Origin of the sequence: Alcaligenes sp. 13f (genome assembly GCF_020496585.1) — a bacterium.
Classification (GTDB): Bacteria; Pseudomonadota; Gammaproteobacteria; order Burkholderiales; family Burkholderiaceae_B; genus Alcaligenes; species Alcaligenes phenolicus.
On the sequence record NZ_JAHKKC010000016.1, the window covers coordinates 19,845 to 36,789 of the forward strand.

Here is a 16,945-nt window from a genome sequence, read left to right on the forward strand (position 1 = left end):
GATGGATTATGTTCAGACCCACTCGAATTTTGCAAGCAGTACTGATCGCGCTGAGCACTGCCGGCTGCGCCACAACCACTTCCCAAGCTCCGACCACGGACACCAAACCCAGCAGCGGCGCGGCTTTCCAGACCTCGGCAAAAAAAACCGGCACCGTCGAAATCAAGGCTTTGGCCGAACCCGCGTCCATTCAGGCCGGTGAATCTCGCTCTGGTCGGACACAATTTTTTAAATTAAACGGTGAATTAAACGATGAGATTGCGAGCTACGCCCAGGAAGTGGCGACAGTACGCAAGATCCCGCTGGATGTCGTCACCGATATGTTGCAGCAAGCTCAATATAACGAGACCGCCGCCAAATTAATGCGCCCCACCAAAGGGCGCATCAAGCGCAGTTGGGTAACGTATAAAAAACGCAATGTAGACCCGGCCCGCATCCAAGGTGGCGTCCAGTTCTGGCAAAAACATCGCCTGGCCTTGGACCAGATTTCCAAAGACTATGGTGTACCGCCCTCTATTATTGTGGCCATCCTGGGCGTGGAAACCGTCTACGGCAAAATCATGGGCGACTTCAAAGTGCTGGATGCCTTGTTTACGCTGGGCTTTGCCTATCCGGATGACAGCCGTCCCGAGCGTGGTCAGTTGTTCCGTGATCAATTAGCGGACCTGATCGAATTGCATTATCAAGGCGAGCTGGACGCACGGATTGTTCAAGGCTCGTTCGCAGGCGCCATGGGTATGTCTCAATTCATGCCCGGCAGCTTGATACGCTATGCCGTCGATGGCGATGGAGATGGCCGTATTGATCTGCGCAATAACCCAGCCGATGCCATGGCGTCGATTGCCAACTTCTTGCGTGCACACGGCTGGGAACCCGGCCTGCCGGTTTTCGCTCCGGTCGAATTGAGCAACGCAAGTAAAGCGATGGTGGACGGCGGCATTTATCCCAAACTTAGTTGGGCACAATTGAATAATGCCGGTGCGACGGTGAAAGGTCAGAGCCAGAACGCAGGCCCCTGGCAGCAGGCTCAATTAGGTGTAGTGAACCTGGTGGACGAGCCACGCAATACCACCGAGTATCGCCTGGGCACGCCCAACTTCTTTGCCATTACCCATTACAACCGCAGTTACTTTTATGCCAGCTCGGTCGCCGATCTGGCTTCCGAACTGGCCAAACAAATGGGCTACGGCAACCCTAATTAATTAAAGATGCCGGTAGACAGGTAACGGTCGCCACGGTCACACACAATAAAAACGATCGTGGCGTTTTCTACGCGCTGAGCAACGCGCATGGCAGCCACCAAGGCACCGCCGGACGAAATACCGGCACAGATCCCCTCTTCAGCGGCCATACGGCGCGTCATGATCTCGGCCTCTTGCTGGCCAATTTCCTCGAACATATCCACTTTGGAGGGGTCGTAAATTTTGGGCAGATACTCTTCTGGCCATTTACGAATGCCGGCAATTTGCGCCCCTGGTGCAGGCTGAGCCCCCACCACCACTATGCCGCTGTTCTGGCTGCGCAAGTAATTACCCACACCCATGATGGTGCCCGTCGTGCCCATGGCGCTGACAAAGTGAGTGACCTGACCATCGGTTTGCTGCCAGATTTCCGGGCCGGTGCTATGCACGTGCGCCGCTGGATTATCCTTGTTGGCAAACTGATCCAGCACCTTGCCCTGCCCTTCAGCCTGCATCTTCAACGCCAGATCACGGGCATATTCCATACCGCCTTGATCCGCAGGCGTCAGAATCAACTTCGCGCCATAGGCTGTCATGGAAGCACGTCGCTCCAGCGACAGGTTATCGGGCATGATCAAAATCATTTTGTAGCCACGCACGGCCGCAATCATGGCCAGGGCAATACCAGTATTGCCACTGGTGGCCTCGATCAAGGTGTCTCCCGGCTTGATATCACCGCGGCGCTCGGCCTCTTGAATCATGGAACTGGCAGCACGGTCTTTCACCGAACCGGCAGGGTTATTACCTTCCAGCTTGGCCAACACGACATTACCGCGTGCCTGCCCAAACTCGCCTGGAATACGCTGCAAGCGAACCAAGGGGGTTTGGCCAACGGTATCTTCAATGGTGGGATAGTTTTTCATCGATCAATCTCTTACCTTGAGCAAGAAGGCAGCCAGCTCGCACTGACTGCCCATGCAGACTAAACAAACTACTAGCTTAAAGCGAGTCTACGCCCAGGGCTACGGCTTTCTTCTTATATCCGCATCGACCGTATTGGAAACCGCCTTGCTGGCGGCTTTGGCAGGCTCCACTTTCAGGCCCGACTGCTCCATCGTAACGATCTTTTTCGCGCCTATCCCTTTGACCCGGTCCGCCAAATCCTGCAAAGAGTCGAAAGGGCCACCCCGCTGGCGCTCCTCCAGAATCAACTCGGCCGTGCGGGGGCCTATACCTTTAATTTGCTGCAATTGTTGAGCATCAGCCGTATTCAAATCAACCGCGGCAGCCAAGTTCCAGGGCCCCAATAAGCATAGGGCAAGCAGAAAGCGAAGAACGGACGCACGCCAACCTTGCATTGAGTGCAACCAGCGATGGGAAACGGGGGACAAGATCAGGGAGGTAGACATGATAAAGGCTCCTTGGAAAGAAGCCTTTATGGTGCTGCCTGGGTGAATGCAAAAGCGGGCCGGAGACCGCATTTAGCCATGCGTGGCAGCCCGCATGGACTTTAAAGCCCTACTGCTTAGCGCAGAGCCCCCGACTGCAGCAGACGGCGTACGTACTCAGCGACACCCGTCTGTACATCGTGGAAAGGCTTGTCGTAACCAGCCGCACGCAGCTGTGTCAGGTCTGCCTGGGTGTGGCTTTGATAACGGCCTTTCAGATCATCGGGAAACGGGATGTATTGCAGAAACTGCTGCGTCACCAACTCTTCCAATGTCAGGGTAGGCAAGCCATCATGCTCACGCAAGGTGTTGACGACGGTCTGGGCTACATCATTGAACGGCTGGGCACGTCCCGAACCGCAGTTGAACACGCCCGACTGCTTGTCCTGACCCAGGAAATGCAGATTCACCGACACGACATCATCAATAAAGACGAAGTCACGTTGCTGACCGCCATCCACATAGCCATCCCAGCCACCAAACAAGAGCACATGACCGTCGCGACGGTATTGCAGCATATTGTGATAAGCCACCGAGGCCATACGACCTTTGTGCTGCTCTTGTGGACCATAGACATTAAAGTAACGCAGGCCGACCACTGGCGCACGCAGACTATCCAGATGACGACGCAGCACTTGGTCGAACAGAAACTTGGAATAGCCGTAGACGTTCAACGGCGCTTCGTTGCTGAGGTCCTCGGCATACAAGGGACCCGCACCGTAAACAGCGGCGGACGAAGCATACAAGAGAGGAATACGCTTGGCCTGGCAGTACTCGAAGATTTCCAGCGTCACGCGGTAGTTGTTGTCCATCATGAACTGACCATTGCGCTCGGTCGTATCCGAACATGCGCCCTGGTGCAACACAGCTTCAATATTGGAGAACTCGTCGCGCGCCAACCGGGCACGGAAATCGTCCTTGTCCATATAGTCGGCAATTTGGCCATGCACCAGATTGACGAACTTGTCGCCATCGCTCAGGTCGTCCACCACCAGAATGTCAGTCACACCCTGCTGGTTCAGGCCTTTCACCAAATTGCTGCCAATAAAGCCAGCGCCACCGGTCACTACGATCATGCCAATTCCTTTGCCGTCACAATGGACGTACCCAATTTTCCGACCACGATACCACCCGCGCGGTTCGCCCAGCGCATGGCCTGCAACCAGTCCAGACCCGCCGCTCGCATCACCGCCAGCGTTGCCAATACCGTGTCCCCGGCACCCGAGACATCGAACACCTCTTGTGCCTGCGCATCCACATGCTCACGCCCCTGCTCGGTGAACAAGGTCATCCCTTGTTCGGAACGGGTAATCAGCAAGCATTCCAAATTCAGCTTGCGACGCAAATCTTGAGCGCGTCGCATCAAATCATCTTCATCTTTCCAGGCGCCCACGGCTTCCTGCATTTCCGAACGATTCGGCGTCAGGATAGTGGCCCCTTGATAGCGCTCGTAGGTTTTGCCTTTGGGATCGACCAGAACAGGAATGTTCTTCGATCGTGCCAACGCAATCAAACTTTCTACCTGGGCCAAAGCGCCTTTCGCATAGTCCGACAAGACCAGCACCTGATGCTGATCCAGCAAGTCGCTCATGCTTTGCTGCAACTGATCCAAAGCACTGCTGGCCGGGCTTTCTTCAAAATCCACGCGCAGCAATTGTTGCTGGCGACCCAGCACGCGCAGCTTCAACGACGTAGGCATGATCGGGTCTTGCACCCAGTGAGCCTGAACATGGTCCGCTTCAGCCAGTTCACGCACGGTCTTGCCCGCTTCGTCCTGCCCAATCACACCCAAGAGGCTGGCCTGGGCACCCAAAGCGGCAATATTGCGTGCCACGTTGGCGGCACCACCCAGACGGTCCTCTACCCGCCCCATCTTGACCACAGGAACGGGTGCTTCGGGGGAGATACGATCCACATCGCCAAACCAGTAACGGTCCAGCATGACGTCACCCACGACCAGCACACGGCCGGCAGCAACAGCCTCACCAGGGAAGGTCATCATTTCAGCTCCTCAAGGCGGCGAGGTGCATAGGTTTCCCAGGAGTTGCAGCCGGGGCATTGCCAATAGAAATGGCGAGCCTCAAAACCGCAAGAACTGCAGGAATAACGATCCAGACGCTGGGTGTGACGATGTATCAAGGAACGCAGCAGGCTTAAATCCGCACCTGCAATAATCTGATCGACACCGACAGCCTCCGCGCCTTCGGTACTTTCCTTGCCCTGCCCTTGATCCTGGAGTTCAACTTCCAGCATCTTGTCCAGACCCAACAGAGAAGGATGGGCACGCAAAGCATCACGCGCAAACGCCCAAGCCTGCAAATGGCCTTCCTGTTCGCGCAGAACACGGAACAGCACATTGAAAATATCCAGGCTGGGATGCTGCTGATAATGACTGCGCAACATGGCAACGCCCTCTTCGCCCCGACCCAGCTTGCGGTAACTGTCCAGCAGCTCGGTCGCGTACAGGCCCACATATTCAGGCGCGCTGCTCAAAATGGAAACCAGGTAAGCCCGCTCCTGCTCGCTCTGGCCTTGCATACGCGCCACACGAGCACGCAAACCGGCAACCCGCGCCTGAGAAGCATACATGCCTTGGCCCGTGCCCAGCTTGCGAATGGCATTATCCGCCTCGTCCAAAGCTTTGGCGGCACGTTCAAAATCAGGCTGCTTGCCTTGCAAAGCCCCTTCAGCCTGCTCACACTGGTAATGCACCAGTTGCGGCACAGGCTCATCGACCAAGGCACGCAAACGGCGCACCGCTTCAATGGCACGCGGCCAATCGTGCTCGGACTCATAAATACGGATCAAGGCGCGCATGGCCGGAATAGCAAAGCGCGTTTCACGCACCGCTTCAAAAGCGGCCTCGGCCCGGTCCAGCATGCCAGCTTTCAGGAAATCCTGGGCAATCTGAAACTGGGCATTTTCACGATCAGCAACCGGCAGATCAGCGCGCGACAGCAGACTTTGATGCACTCGGATGGCGCGCTCCATTTCACCACGACGGCGAAACAGGCTACCCAGTGCAAAGTGCAGCTCGGTGGTTTCGGGGTCCAGCTTGGCCACTTCCACAAAGGCGTCAATGGCACGATCCGGCTCTTCATTGAGCAGGAAGTTCAAACCCTTGAAATAGGAGTCCGGCAAGGTGCGAGTTTCGGACATCATCTGTCGAAAATCCACCCGCGCGGCGACCCAGCCCAAGGCAAATAGAATTGGTACAAAAACCAACCACCAGGTTTCAAAATCCACTGTTTACTCCAAGGACTTACAAAGGCGCCAGCGGGGCGACGGTCTCGGGCGCCACAGCAGCCGTATTCACGGGCGATTGCTGCGCTTGCTCCAGTCTGTCTTGCAGACGGTCCATTTCGCGGCGCAAGCGGTTGACCTCGCGACGGCGGCGCATCACCGCGCCCACCATCAAAAGCAGCCCCAACACCAAACCTAAAATAAACGCGGCCAGCATTACGACGATCAGCGGAACGTCTTGAATAATATGCTCGGCGAAAAAGCTGACTTGCACCGGTTCCGTGTTTTTCAGTGCGAACAGCAGCACGATCACAAAAACGAGCAGACGCAGTACCCAGACTAGATAGCGCATTTTTAGGGCTCCAACAGTGTTTTTATAATGTCTGATTGTACGTGCAAGCGGAATTTAGCGCACACGCAAAACAGGCCCTGAAAAGGGCCTGTGTAATCAGTATGCAAGTAGGTCTTAACCGTGACGGACTCTCGCATTGAGCTGCTCGAAGGCAGACGACTGGTCGTCTGCTTCGATTTGCTCTTGCTCGAGAAAGACAGAATCGACTCGCTCGCGCAATTCCTTGCCGGCTTTGAAGTGCGGCACCTGTTTGCCAGGCACCATCACTTTTTCACCCGATTTGGGATTGCGCCCTACCCGCGGCGAGCGGGTAGAGAGCGAAAAGCTGCCAAACCCTCGGATTTCGATCCGTTGACCACTGGCCAGGGCCTGGGTCATAGAATCCAAAACCGTTTTCACGGCGAAATCCATATCGCGCAGAGCCAGCTGCGGATAGCGGCTGGCCAACAACGCGATCAGCTCAGACTTTGTCACGCTGATTAACCGTCGTCACGTTGCTGCTGGTCCAGCTTGGCACGCAGCAGAGCACCCAGATTGGTCGTACCGGACGAAGCGCTGGCTTCGGTCAGGCGGGCCATGGATTGAGCGGTTTCGGCGGTATCACGAGCCTTGATGGACAACTGAATCGAACGGGTCTTGCGATCCACGCTCAAGATCATGGTTTCGATTTCCTGACCTTCTTTCAGAGCCGTCGTGGCATCTTCAACACGGCCCGAGGAAATCTCGGAGGCGCGCAGGTAGCCTTCAACGTCCAGCGACAGAGTTACAACAGCACCCTTGGCTTCCACGGACTTGACGACACCGCTAACCACGGCACCCTTGTCGTAGGTTGCTACGAAGTTGTTGAACGGATCGCCTTCCAGCTGTTTGATACCCAGGGAAATGCGCTCTTTGTCGGTGTCGATGCCCAGAACCACGGCGTCAACTTCGTCGCCCTTCTTGAAGTTGCGAACGGCTTCTTCGCCAGTCTCGGACCAGGACAGGTCGGACAGGTGAACCAGACCGTCGATGCCGCCAGGCAGACCAACAAACACGCCGAAGTCGGTGATGGACTTGATGCCACCGCGAACCTTGTCGCCGCGCTTGAAGTTGATGGCGAAATCTTCCCATGGGTTGGCACGGCACTGCTTCATGCCCAAGGAGATACGACGACGATCTTCGTCGATTTCCAGAACCATGACTTCGACTTCCTCACCCAAGGTCACAACCTTGCGTGGGTCAACGTTCTTGTTGGTCCAATCCATTTCGGATACGTGAACCAGACCTTCGATACCGTCTTCCACTTCAACAAATGCACCGTAGTCGGTCAGGTTGGTAACCTTGCCGAACAGACGGGTGTTTTGTGGGTAGCGACGTGCCAGACCGATCCATGGATCTTCGCCCAGCTGCTTGACGCCCAGGGAGACGCGGCTCTTTTCCTGATCGAACTTGAGGACCTTGGCTTCGATTTCCTGACCCACCTGCAGAACTTCGGATGGGTGACGAACACGGCGCCATGCCATATCGGTGATGTGCAGCAGACCGTCGATGCCGCCCAGATCCACGAACGCACCGTAATCGGTGATGTTCTTGACGATACCTTTGACGATAGCGCCTTCGGACAGGGTTTCCAGCAGTTTCTGACGCTCTTCGCCCATGGAGGCTTCCAGCACAGCGCGACGCGACAACACGACGTTGTTACGCTTGCGATCGAGCTTGATGACCTTGAATTCCAGGGTCTTGCCTTCGTATGGCGTGGTGTCCTTGACAGGACGCAGATCAACCAGCGAACCGGGCAAGAAGGCGCGGATGCCGTTGGTCATGACGGTCAGACCGCCCTTGACCTTACCAGTGATGGTACCGTTGACCAGTTCGCCGGACTCAAGCGCTTGCTCGAGGGACAACCAGGCCGACAGACGCTTGGCGCGGTCGCGGGACAGAATGGTGTCACCGTAGCCGTTTTCGAAGGCGTCGATTGCCACGGAAACAAAGTCACCAGCTTGAACTTCCAGTTCGCCCTGATCGTTCAGGAACTCTTCCAGAGGGATCAGTGCTTCGGACTTCAGGCCAGCATTGACCAGAACGTAGTTGTGGTCAATACGCAGAACCTCGGCGGAGATAACTTCGCCGCTTTTCAGGTCTTGGTTTTTAATGCTTTCTGCAAACAAATCGGCAAAGCTTTCGCCGCCCGTTGCGTCTGTGTGAAGGTTAGTGGACATTAAATCAATCCGTTAGCCAAAATGGCCATAAAAAACACACCAGGCAGAACCCGGTGGAGTGAACAAAGCCCGATCAGCACGGGATTAGGCTGTCGGGACCGCAATGCCCGACCAAAGGTCGAGCACCTTATTTACAACTTCCTGGATGCTGAGCTGGGAAGAATCCACAATGTGGGCACCCGGCGCAGGCACAAGCGGAGCATGAGTTCGAGAACGATCACGTTCGTCGCGCGCACGCAAGTCCGCCAAAAGACTCGTAAGATTAGCAGAAATACCCTTTTCGCTCAACTGTTTACAGCGTCTTTGGGCCCGCACCTCCGCATCTGCCAGCAAAAATATCTTTAAAGGTGCGTCCGGGAACACAACTGTGCCCATATCGCGCCCATCGCCCACCAAACCGGGGGCAACGCGAAAATCCCGCTGCCGTTGCAAAAGTGCCTCACGCACCAGAGGCAAGGCCGCCACCTGAGAGGCCAGATTTCCTACCTCTTCCTGACGAATAGCGTCGCTGACGTCATCGCCATCCATGTAGATATGGGGGTAGTCAAACTGCACGTTCAGGCTCTGGGCCGCATGCTGGACCTGGGCCTCGTCCTGGACATCCACGCCGCGACGCAGGCAGGACAAGGCGGTCAGGCGATACAAGGCACCGCTGTCCAGCGTATGCCAGCCCAGCCGCTGCGCGACCAGGGAAGCAATCGTCCCTTTACCGGAAGCGGTAGGGCCATCAATGGTTATGACGGGAATGCTCAGCTCTGTCATGCCTGCACCAATTGTTCAAAAACAGAAAAATACTCGGGGAACGTCTTGCTGACACAGCCGGGATCCAGAATGGTGACCGGCACCGGGCCAAAGCTGGCCAGTGAAAAACACATGGCAATGCGGTGGTCATCATACGTTTCGATGCTGGCCGAACGCCATTGATCGGCGGCAATAGGATGCACAGTCAGCCAGTCCGGCCCGGATTCTACTGTTGCCCCCAGCTTGCGCAATTCAGCCTGCATGGCATCAATACGGTCTGTCTCCTTCACGCGCCAACTGGCGATATTGCGCAAGGTGCAAGGACCATCAGCAAACATGGCCATGGCGGCTGCCGTCATGGCGGCGTCAGGAATATGGTTGAAATCCAGATCAAAGGCCTTGAGCTTGTCGCCCTTGGCTACGCACTGACCAGAAACGATCAGTTCATTGGCATGACGCTCGATATGAGCACCCATGGCTTGGGCCACATCCGCAAACTGAATATCGCCTTGCAGACTTTCTGTACCCACGCCCTGAATACGTAGCGGGCCACCGCCAATAGCTCCCAAAGCAATGAAATACGAAGCGGACGAAGCATCGCCCTCCACTACGTACAAGCCGGGGCTGACATAAGCCGCATCGGCGGGGACAGTAAAGCTGCTCCAGCCGTCGCGCTCCACCTGCACACCGAAACGCGCCATCATGGCCAGCGTGATTTCAATATAAGGCTGAGAGATCAACTCCCCTTCCACCTCGATACGCAAAGGCTGGCCCGTACGAGCAGTCAACAAGGGAGCGGCCATCAACAAGGCTGTCAGGAACTGGCTGGATACCGAGCCTTTCACCGACACACGACGCTGATCAGCCTGTACCAACTCACCAATCGCCAAGGGAGGATAGCCCTCTGCCCCCAGATATTGCACCTCAGCTCCCAGGCTGCGCAGCGCATCCACCAGATCCCCAATGGGGCGCTCGTGCATGCGGGCAATACCGCTAAGGTTGAAGCGACCACCCATCAAGCCCAAAGCAGCGGTCAAGGAGCGGAAAGCCGTACCGGCATTACCCAAAAACAGATCCGCATCGCGATGCGCAAAAGGAGCCCCACCGTCGATCACTACCGTGCCCTGCCCCAGGTCCTGCACAGCCACGCCCATTTGCTGCAGAGCGGCCATCATGACGCGGGTATCGTCCGAATGCAGCAAGCCTTCCAGGCGTGTTTGCCCTTGAGCCAAGGCGGCCAACAACAGGGCTCGATTGGAAATGCTCTTGGACCCTGGCAATTGCAGTTGTCCGCTAGCGCGGCTGACGGGGTTCAAAACAAGACTGTCGCTTTGGCTCATTGCAAACCACTCCTACTTGCCCAAAAACGGCGCGCCAAGGCAGCACGCTCTAAAAATTCGTATAAAGCCTGACCATCCTGGTCCTGCAAAGCCTGTTCGGCCTGATCCAGGGCCTGACGTACTTCCTGCAATTGACCCAAGACAGCCTCGCGGTTGCTCAGGAAAATATCGCGCCACACTTCGGCTGATCCGGCTGCAATGCGGGTGAAGTCCCGAAAGCCAGTTCCTGCCAAGGCAAAGCGCTGATCCGAGTTGGCACTGGAGGCCACCTGCCACATAAAAACCGAGGATAAAAAGTGCGGCACATGACTGACCGATGCCAGCACTTCGTCATGCGTGGCCGGGTCCATCAACATGACACGCGCCCCGCAAGCCTCCCACACGGCAATCAAACGCTCGCGTGCGCTGGCACTGTTTTCTTCCAGGGGGGTCAAGATGACGTTGCGACCGTCATACAGATCAGCACGCGCCGCTTCGGGACCTACGGTCTCCGCACCGGCGATGGGGTGGCCGGGAACAAACTGGCTGATACGATCACCCAGCGCATCACGCGCCACACTGACCACATCGACCTTGGTGCTACCTGCGTCGCTGATCAAGGTGTCGTCACGCAGATGGGGTCGCAAGGTTTTCAATACCGAGGCCATGGCCCCGATAGGCGTAGCCAACACAATCAGGTCCGCTTGCTGCGCGGCTTGCTCAAGCGTGGCGACCTCGTCGATCAGGCCCAGTTCTTGGGCACGTCGCAAGCTTTTCAGCTGCCGACCTACGCCCAGCACTTTTCCTACCGCCCCGGAGCGCTTGAGCGCCAGAGCCAAAGAGCCGCCAATCAAACCGACTCCGACGATCGCCAGCACCGGAACCAAGGGCGGCGGCGCCATAGTTTCTGATGACGCTATCATGATTAATTCCGTTCCCTCTCAGGCCGTCCATGCTGCGCGTATTGCGTGAAATAGCACGAGCAAAACCGGGATATTGATGCAGACTTTGCCAGACTGCTGTGTAAACCCCATCAAAGGATTAAAGCAACGCGCAAAGCCTCTATTTTGTCTAGCCAGTTCTTGATGACACAGCGCACCAAGCAACTGCGCAAGACAGACCGAAACAAGCAGATCCTGTGCGAGCCACTCGTCCTGACAAGGCATGTCCTGAACAGGCATGTCCTGAACAGGCACGTCCTGAACAGGCATGTCCCACACAGACAATAAGGCCTTGAGGGGGACGCCCCCCCAGGCCTTTCTTGTTGCTGATGATTAAAAGTCGTTTACGGGGTAAGAACCCAGAATCTTGAAAAAGGCGACTTGTTTCTTCAGCTCTGCCAAAGCGGCGGCCATGGCTGGCTCGTCACGATGACCGATCAGGTCTACGTAGAAATAATATTCCCACTGCCCTGTCCGCGCAGGACGCGACTCCAGGCGCGTCATGGACACACCATGCACTGCCAAAGGAGACAGCATGTCATAGACAGCGCCAGCCCGGTTGGGCACCGCCAGAATGATGCTGGTCTTGTCGTTGCCGCTAGGCAGGGACTCGATATTGCCAATGGCCAGGAAACGGGTGCGATTGTGCGGATCGTCCTGAATACCGGCTTCTACCACGCCCAGATTCCAGGCGGTAACAGCCGTATTGCCCGCAATCGCTGCAACCGTAGGATCGGACGACGCAATGCGTGCTGCTTCAGCGTTGCTGGAGGCGGCCTCACGCAAAAGCTGTGGGTAATGCTTTTGCAGCCAGTTCTGGCACTGCGCCAAAGCCTGAGGATGGGCCATCACACGGGTGACGCCTTCCATCGTGCCAGTTTGGGTGAGCAGATTGTGATGTACACGAATCGAGCGCTCGCCCAAGACACGCAAGGGCGAGTTCAGCAGCAAATCCAGCGTGCGGTTCACAGCACCTTCGGTCGAGTTCTCGACGGGCACCATGCCGACTTCAGCCTGACCCACTTCGACGCTGCGGAAAACCTCGTCGAAGGAGTCACATTGCAGGCCATCCAAAGCATGGCCGAAATGCTCGTAGGCGGCCTGCTCGGAAAAAGAGCCCTGCGGGCCCAGATAAGCCACGCGCAATACGCTTTCCAGACCGCGACAGGCAGAAATAATCTGCCCCCACACCGCTTCGACTGCTGCCGGTGTGAACGGGCCATCATTTTCAGACTGCAAGCGACGCACAATACGTGCCTCGCGTTCGGGCTTGAGGATGACTTCCTCTGTATTGAAGTCCTGCTTGATCTTGCCTACTTCCAAAGCCGCACGAGCACGCTCGTTGAGCAACTCCAGGATCTGGCGATCCAGCTCATCAATACGATTGCGCCAAGGGAGCAGGCGCTCAGTTAAGGTATTAGCCATTCCGTCGTTCAAATTCAGTCATGAAATCGATAAGTGCCTGCACACCCTCCAGCGGCATGGCGTTATAGATTGAAGCGCGCATACCGCCCACGCTCTTGTGTCCTTTCAGGGAAGTCAGGCCTGCAGCCGTAGCCTGTTCCAGGAACAGGGAATCCAGGGACTGATCACGCAACAGGAACGGAACGTTCATACGCGAGCGATACGCCGGATGCACGGTGTTGTTGTAGAACTCGGACGCATCCAGAAAGCCGTACAAGGCCTCGGACTTGGCCGCATTGCGTGCCTGCATGGCAGCCACACCACCCTGGCGCTCCAGCCACTTGAACATCAGCCCGGCCATGTAGATCGAGTACGTAGGCGGCGTGTTGAACATGGACTGCTGCTTTTCAATGTTGGCGTAGTTGAACGCCGACGGGCACAGATCCATGGCATGGCCCAGCAAGTCCTTGCGTATCATCATCAAGGCAATACCGGACATGCCGGCATTTTTCTGGGCACCGGCGTAAGCAACCGACACGCGCGAGAAATCGATCGGGCAGGACAGAATGTTGGACGACACGTCAGCAACGACGGGGACATCCAGCTTGGGAATATCATTGAACTCCACGCCACCAATGGTTTCATTGGTACAAACGTGCAAGTAAGCCGCATCCGGGCGCACATCCCATTGGGAAGGCTCGGGGAACCAGGTCCAGGGCGCCCACTCCTTGCCCTGATCCTGCCATGCCTGACCACTGGTACCGGCAACGTGAATATCACCGTAACGCTGAGCCTCTTCGCAGGACTTGACCGACCAACTGCCCGAAAGCACGTAGTCGGCCTTGCCACTGCCATTGCGTTGAATCAGGTTCAAGGGCAAAAGGCCATTCTGGCCTTGTGCCCCACCCTGAACAAACAGCACCGCGAAATCATCGGGCACGGACAACAAGCTGCGCAAATCGGCTTCTGCCTCGTCACGCACACCCATATAGTCCTTGCTACGGTGGCTCATTTCCATGATGGACATGCCGGTGCCATGCCAATCTGTCATTTCAGCAGCGGCTTGCTCCAGCACTTCCAACGGCAGCATTGACGGGCCTGCCGAAAAATTCCATACACGCATTACTCGTTTTCCTCGCCGGAAGGGTCCGCCTGGTCTTGGGCGGAATCAAGTTGATTATCCTGCTCCTGACCTTCTGGCGCCTGACCCTCTTCGGCCAGCTCGGCGTCGACCTCGTCATCGGTCTCCACCACGCGGTACACACCAGACAGCTCGCTGTCATCGTCCACGCTGATCAAGGTCACACCTTGAGTCGCACGACCCATTTCGCGGATTTCAGCCACGCGAGTGCGTACCAGCACACCGGCGTTGGTGATCAGCATGATCTCGTCGGTTTCACGAACCAGCACCGCACCCACGACCTTGCCGTTACGGGCCGAGGTCTGGATGGCAATCATGCCCTTGGTGCCACGACCGTGACGCGTGTATTCGCCAATCGGGGTACGCTTGCCGAAACCGTTCTCGGTGGCGGTCAGCACGGATTGGGTTTCGTCTTCGGCCACCAGCAAGGCAATCACGGACTGACCCTCTTCCAGCGTCATGCCGCGCACACCACGGGCTGCACGGCCCATTGGGCGCACATCACCCTCATCAAAGCGCACAGCCTTGCCGGCATCCGAGAACAACATGACGTCGTGCACACCGTCGGTCAGCTGAGCGCCGATCAGGTAGTCGCCCTCGTCCAGGCCCACAGCAATAATGCCGGCCTTGCGGGGGTTGGAGAAGTCGGACAGCGGGGTCTTCTTGACCGTACCGCGCGAGGTCGCCATGAACACGAACTGATCTTCGCTGAATTCCTTGACGGACAGCACCACGTTGATCTTCTCGCCATCTTCCAGAGGGAACATATTGACGATAGGACGGCCACGCGAGTTGCGCGAACCTTGTGGCACTTCCCAGACCTTGAGCCAGTACACACGGCCACGGTTGGAGAAGCACAGCAGGTAATCGTGGGTATTAGCGATGAACAGCTTGTCGATCCAGTCGTCCTCTTTCATGGCGGTGGCTTGTTTGCCACGGCCACCACGACGCTGGGCTCGGTATTCGGACAGCGGCTGGCTCTTGATATAGCCGGTATGCGAGAGCGTCACCACCATATCCATAGGGGTGATCAAGTCTTCGGTATCCAGCTCGGTGGCGTTGTGCTCGATCTGCGAGCGACGAACGTCCTTGCCAGTGGCCGAGAACTCGTCGCGCACGGCGATCAGCTCGTCACCAATAATGGCGGACACACGGGCCGGGTTGGACAGGATATCCAGCAAATCAGCAATCTTGTCCATGACCTCACGGTACTCCTGAACAATCTTGTCCTGCTCCAGGCCAGTCAGGCGCTGCAAGCGCATGTTCAGAATTTCCTGGGCCTGCACTTCGCTCAGACGGTACAGACCGTCTGTGTTCATGCCAAATTCAGCACCCAAATCATCCGGACGGTAAGCCTGACGGCCGCCGACAATGGCGCTGGTGTCGGCACGGGCCAGCATCTCGCGCACCAGACCAGAATCCCAGGACCGAGCCATCAGCTCGACACGGGCAACCGGTGGCGTTGGAGCCGCTTTGATGATTTCGATGAACTCATCAATATTGGCCAGGGCCACAGCCAGACCTTCCAGCACATGACCGCGCTCGCGCGCTTTGCGCAACTGGAATACGGTACGGCGAGTAACCACTTCGCGGCGGTGGCTCAGGAAGTAATCCACCAACTGTTTCAGGTTGAGCAGACGGGGCTGGCCATCGACCAGTGCCACCATGTTCATCCCGAAGGTTTCTTGCAACTGTGTATTCTTGTAGAGGTTGTTCAGCACAACTTCCGGCACTTCGCCGCGCTTCAGTTCAATGACCAAACGCATACCGTCCTTGTCGGACTCGTCGCGGATATCGGAGATACCCTCGATGCGTTTTTCGTTGACCAGCTCGGCAATGCGTTCCTGCAGCGACTTCTTGTTAACCTGGTAAGGAATGGCGTCGACCACGATGGCCTGACGGTTGCCCTTTTCCATGTCTTCAAAGTGTGTACTGGCACGCATGATGACGCGGCCACGACCCGTGCGATAGCCTTCGCGCACACCGGACATGCCATAAATAATGGCGCCGGTCGGGAAGTCGGGGGCCGGGATGTATTCGATCAGCTCATCAACCGTGCACTCGGGGTGGCTCAGGCAGTACAGACAGCCGTTGACCACTTCAGCCAGGTTATGCGGCGGAATATTGGTAGCCATACCCACGGCAATACCCGAGCTGCCGTTGACCAGCAGGTTGGGCAGACGCGAAGGCAACAGGGCCGGTTCTTTTTCGCTGCCATCATAGTTAGGCACGAAATCCACGGTTTCCTGGTCGATATCGGCCAGCAGTTCGTGGGCGATCTTGGCCAGACGGATTTCGGTGTAACGCATGGCCGCGGCGTTATCCCCGTCGATGGAACCAAAGTTACCTTGTCCGTCGACCAGGGTGTAGCGCATGGAAAAGTCCTGCGCCAGACGCACGATAGTGTCATAGACGGCAGAGTCACCATGAGGGTGGTACTTACCGATCACATCACCGACGATACGAGCCGACTTCTTATAGGCACGATTCCAGTCGTTATTGAGTTCATGCATGGCGAACAGAACACGGCGATGCACGGGCTTCAAACCATCTCGCACGTCGGGAAGAGCACGGCCCACAATCACGCTCATGGCGTAATCGAGGTAGCTGCGGCGCATCTCCTCTTCAAGCGAAACGGGAAGCGTCTCCTTGGCAAAGGAATCCATAGGTCAATTCTTTATAGATATGGGTTAAGCAGTAAGCCAGCCGTAAACGGACAAGAGGAAATTCTAGCACTTTCACATAGAGGGACGCAGCGTAGCGAGGCGAGAAGGCGGGCGATATGTGATTGAAACGGTCGATTCGCCAAAAATCCATCGTCCACTAATCGTATCGATGATGGATTGAAGAAGCGGCCCCACCCTTTCCCTGTTGCCTAAAACCAACAATAAAAGGAAAGAACAAGGCTAATTCCACGCATCTTCACGAATCGTTCCCCGTCCCCCTCACGCATGTGGCCGAAATGTCTTAAGATTCG

General features: G+C 56.5%; 16 protein-coding genes. 1 reads left to right on the forward strand and 15 read right to left on the reverse strand.

Going from position 1 to position 16,945, the window contains the following annotated elements; translation table 11 throughout:
* Window positions 1–8: 8 nt before the first annotated feature.
* Entirely contained in the window at window positions 9–1,202 is a 1,194-nt protein-coding gene (gene mltB / locus KOE80_RS14080) for a lytic murein transglycosylase B (protein WP_226349386.1), read from the forward strand.
* On the opposite strand, the gene cysM is transcribed toward mltB, so the two are convergent.
* The 15 genes from cysM to gyrA form a co-directional block, all read right to left on the reverse strand.
* Entirely contained in the window at window positions 1,199–2,104 is a 906-nt protein-coding gene (gene cysM, locus KOE80_RS14085; protein WP_009456005.1) for a cysteine synthase CysM, read from the reverse strand. The two genes, mltB and cysM, sit on opposite strands and share 4 nt — an antisense overlap.
* 99 nt (window positions 2,105–2,203) lie before the next feature.
* Window positions 2,204–2,590, reverse strand: a complete 387-nt coding sequence (locus KOE80_RS14090; protein WP_115633863.1) for a ComEA family DNA-binding protein — start codon at window positions 2,588–2,590, stop codon at window positions 2,204–2,206.
* A gap of 116 nt (window positions 2,591–2,706) precedes the next feature.
* Window positions 2,707–3,705 (reverse strand): ADP-glyceromanno-heptose 6-epimerase, encoded by a 999-nt coding sequence (gene rfaD, locus KOE80_RS14095; protein ID WP_083053346.1) that lies wholly within the window; start codon window positions 3,703–3,705, stop codon window positions 2,707–2,709.
* The gene (rfaE1, locus tag KOE80_RS14100; protein ID WP_226349387.1) at window positions 3,702–4,631 is read right to left on the reverse strand and encodes a D-glycero-beta-D-manno-heptose-7-phosphate kinase; all 930 of its coding nucleotides are present in this window, start codon (window positions 4,629–4,631) and stop codon (window positions 3,702–3,704) included. Before rfaE1 ends, rfaD begins: the two co-directional genes overlap by 4 nt.
* Complete coding sequence (gene lapB / locus KOE80_RS14105; RefSeq protein ID WP_009456011.1) at window positions 4,628–5,875, reverse strand: lipopolysaccharide assembly protein LapB; 1,248 nt, start codon at window positions 5,873–5,875, stop codon at window positions 4,628–4,630. The genes rfaE1 and lapB overlap by 4 nt, the downstream gene beginning before the upstream one ends.
* A 16-nt stretch (window positions 5,876–5,891) precedes the next feature.
* Window positions 5,892–6,224 (reverse strand): lipopolysaccharide assembly protein LapA domain-containing protein, encoded by a 333-nt coding sequence (locus KOE80_RS14110; protein WP_009456012.1) that lies wholly within the window; start codon window positions 6,222–6,224, stop codon window positions 5,892–5,894.
* Between the two features lie 114 nt (window positions 6,225–6,338).
* Window positions 6,339–6,698: an integration host factor subunit beta gene (locus KOE80_RS14115; RefSeq protein WP_026482971.1), complete on the reverse strand. Its 360-nt coding sequence runs from the start codon at window positions 6,696–6,698 to the stop codon at window positions 6,339–6,341.
* Window positions 6,699–6,703: 5 nt separating this feature from the next.
* Complete coding sequence (gene rpsA / locus KOE80_RS14120) at window positions 6,704–8,422, reverse strand: 30S ribosomal protein S1 (protein WP_022983279.1); 1,719 nt, start codon at window positions 8,420–8,422, stop codon at window positions 6,704–6,706.
* An 84-nt stretch (window positions 8,423–8,506) separates the two neighbouring features.
* A complete protein-coding gene (gene cmk / locus KOE80_RS14125) occupies window positions 8,507–9,184 on the reverse strand; it encodes a (d)CMP kinase (RefSeq protein ID WP_226349388.1) in 678 nt (225 codons plus the stop codon).
* Window positions 9,181–10,503: a 3-phosphoshikimate 1-carboxyvinyltransferase gene (aroA, locus tag KOE80_RS14130; RefSeq protein WP_226349389.1), complete on the reverse strand. Its 1,323-nt coding sequence runs from the start codon at window positions 10,501–10,503 to the stop codon at window positions 9,181–9,183. The genes cmk and aroA overlap by 4 nt, the downstream gene beginning before the upstream one ends.
* Window positions 10,500–11,384 carry a prephenate dehydrogenase gene (locus tag KOE80_RS14135; protein ID WP_088450366.1) on the reverse strand — a complete coding sequence of 295 codons (885 nt, stop codon included), beginning with the start codon at window positions 11,382–11,384 and terminating at the stop codon, window positions 10,500–10,502. Before KOE80_RS14135 ends, aroA begins: the two co-directional genes overlap by 4 nt.
* 39 nt (window positions 11,385–11,423) lie before the next feature.
* Window positions 11,424–11,693 (reverse strand): hypothetical protein, encoded by a 270-nt coding sequence (locus KOE80_RS14140; protein WP_226349390.1) that lies wholly within the window; start codon window positions 11,691–11,693, stop codon window positions 11,424–11,426.
* A 63-nt stretch (window positions 11,694–11,756) separates the two neighbouring features.
* A complete protein-coding gene (gene pheA / locus KOE80_RS14145) occupies window positions 11,757–12,848 on the reverse strand; it encodes a prephenate dehydratase (RefSeq protein WP_009463912.1) in 1,092 nt (363 codons plus the stop codon).
* Entirely contained in the window at window positions 12,841–13,950 is a 1,110-nt protein-coding gene (gene serC / locus KOE80_RS14150; protein WP_009463913.1) for a 3-phosphoserine/phosphohydroxythreonine transaminase, read from the reverse strand. The genes pheA and serC overlap by 8 nt, the downstream gene beginning before the upstream one ends.
* Window positions 13,950–16,634: a DNA gyrase subunit A gene (gyrA, locus tag KOE80_RS14155; protein ID WP_035272681.1), complete on the reverse strand. Its 2,685-nt coding sequence runs from the start codon at window positions 16,632–16,634 to the stop codon at window positions 13,950–13,952. Before gyrA ends, serC begins: the two co-directional genes overlap by 1 nt.
* Window positions 16,635–16,945 lie beyond the last annotated feature (311 nt).

Coding starts and splice junctions, on each gene's coding strand:
- cysM (WP_009456005.1), bottom strand. CDS start 2,104: ATGAAAAACTATCCCACCATTGAAGATACCGTTGGCCAAACCCCCTTG.
- rfaD (WP_083053346.1), bottom strand. CDS start 3,705: ATGATCGTAGTGACCGGTGGCGCTGGCTTTATTGGCAGCAATTTGGTG.
- pheA (WP_009463912.1), bottom strand. CDS start 12,848: ATGGCTAATACCTTAACTGAGCGCCTGCTCCCTTGGCGCAATCGTATT.
- gyrA (WP_035272681.1), bottom strand. CDS start 16,634: ATGGATTCCTTTGCCAAGGAGACGCTTCCCGTTTCGCTTGAAGAGGAG.
- rpsA (WP_022983279.1), bottom strand. CDS start 8,422: ATGTCCACTAACCTTCACACAGACGCAACGGGCGGCGAAAGCTTTGCC.
- KOE80_RS14090 (WP_115633863.1), bottom strand. CDS start 2,590: ATGTCTACCTCCCTGATCTTGTCCCCCGTTTCCCATCGCTGGTTGCAC.
- cmk (WP_226349388.1), bottom strand. CDS start 9,184: ATGACAGAGCTGAGCATTCCCGTCATAACCATTGATGGCCCTACCGCT.
- KOE80_RS14110 (WP_009456012.1), bottom strand. CDS start 6,224: ATGCGCTATCTAGTCTGGGTACTGCGTCTGCTCGTTTTTGTGATCGTG.
- serC (WP_009463913.1), bottom strand. CDS start 13,950: ATGCGTGTATGGAATTTTTCGGCAGGCCCGTCAATGCTGCCGTTGGAA.
- aroA (WP_226349389.1), bottom strand. CDS start 10,503: ATGAGCCAAAGCGACAGTCTTGTTTTGAACCCCGTCAGCCGCGCTAGC.
- mltB (WP_226349386.1), top strand. CDS start 9: ATGTTCAGACCCACTCGAATTTTGCAAGCAGTACTGATCGCGCTGAGC.
- KOE80_RS14140 (WP_226349390.1), bottom strand. CDS start 11,693: ATGCCTGTTCAGGACGTGCCTGTTCAGGACATGCCTGTTCAGGACATG.
- rfaE1 (WP_226349387.1), bottom strand. CDS start 4,631: ATGATGACCTTCCCTGGTGAGGCTGTTGCTGCCGGCCGTGTGCTGGTC.
- KOE80_RS14135 (WP_088450366.1), bottom strand. CDS start 11,384: ATGGCGCCGCCGCCCTTGGTTCCGGTGCTGGCGATCGTCGGAGTCGGT.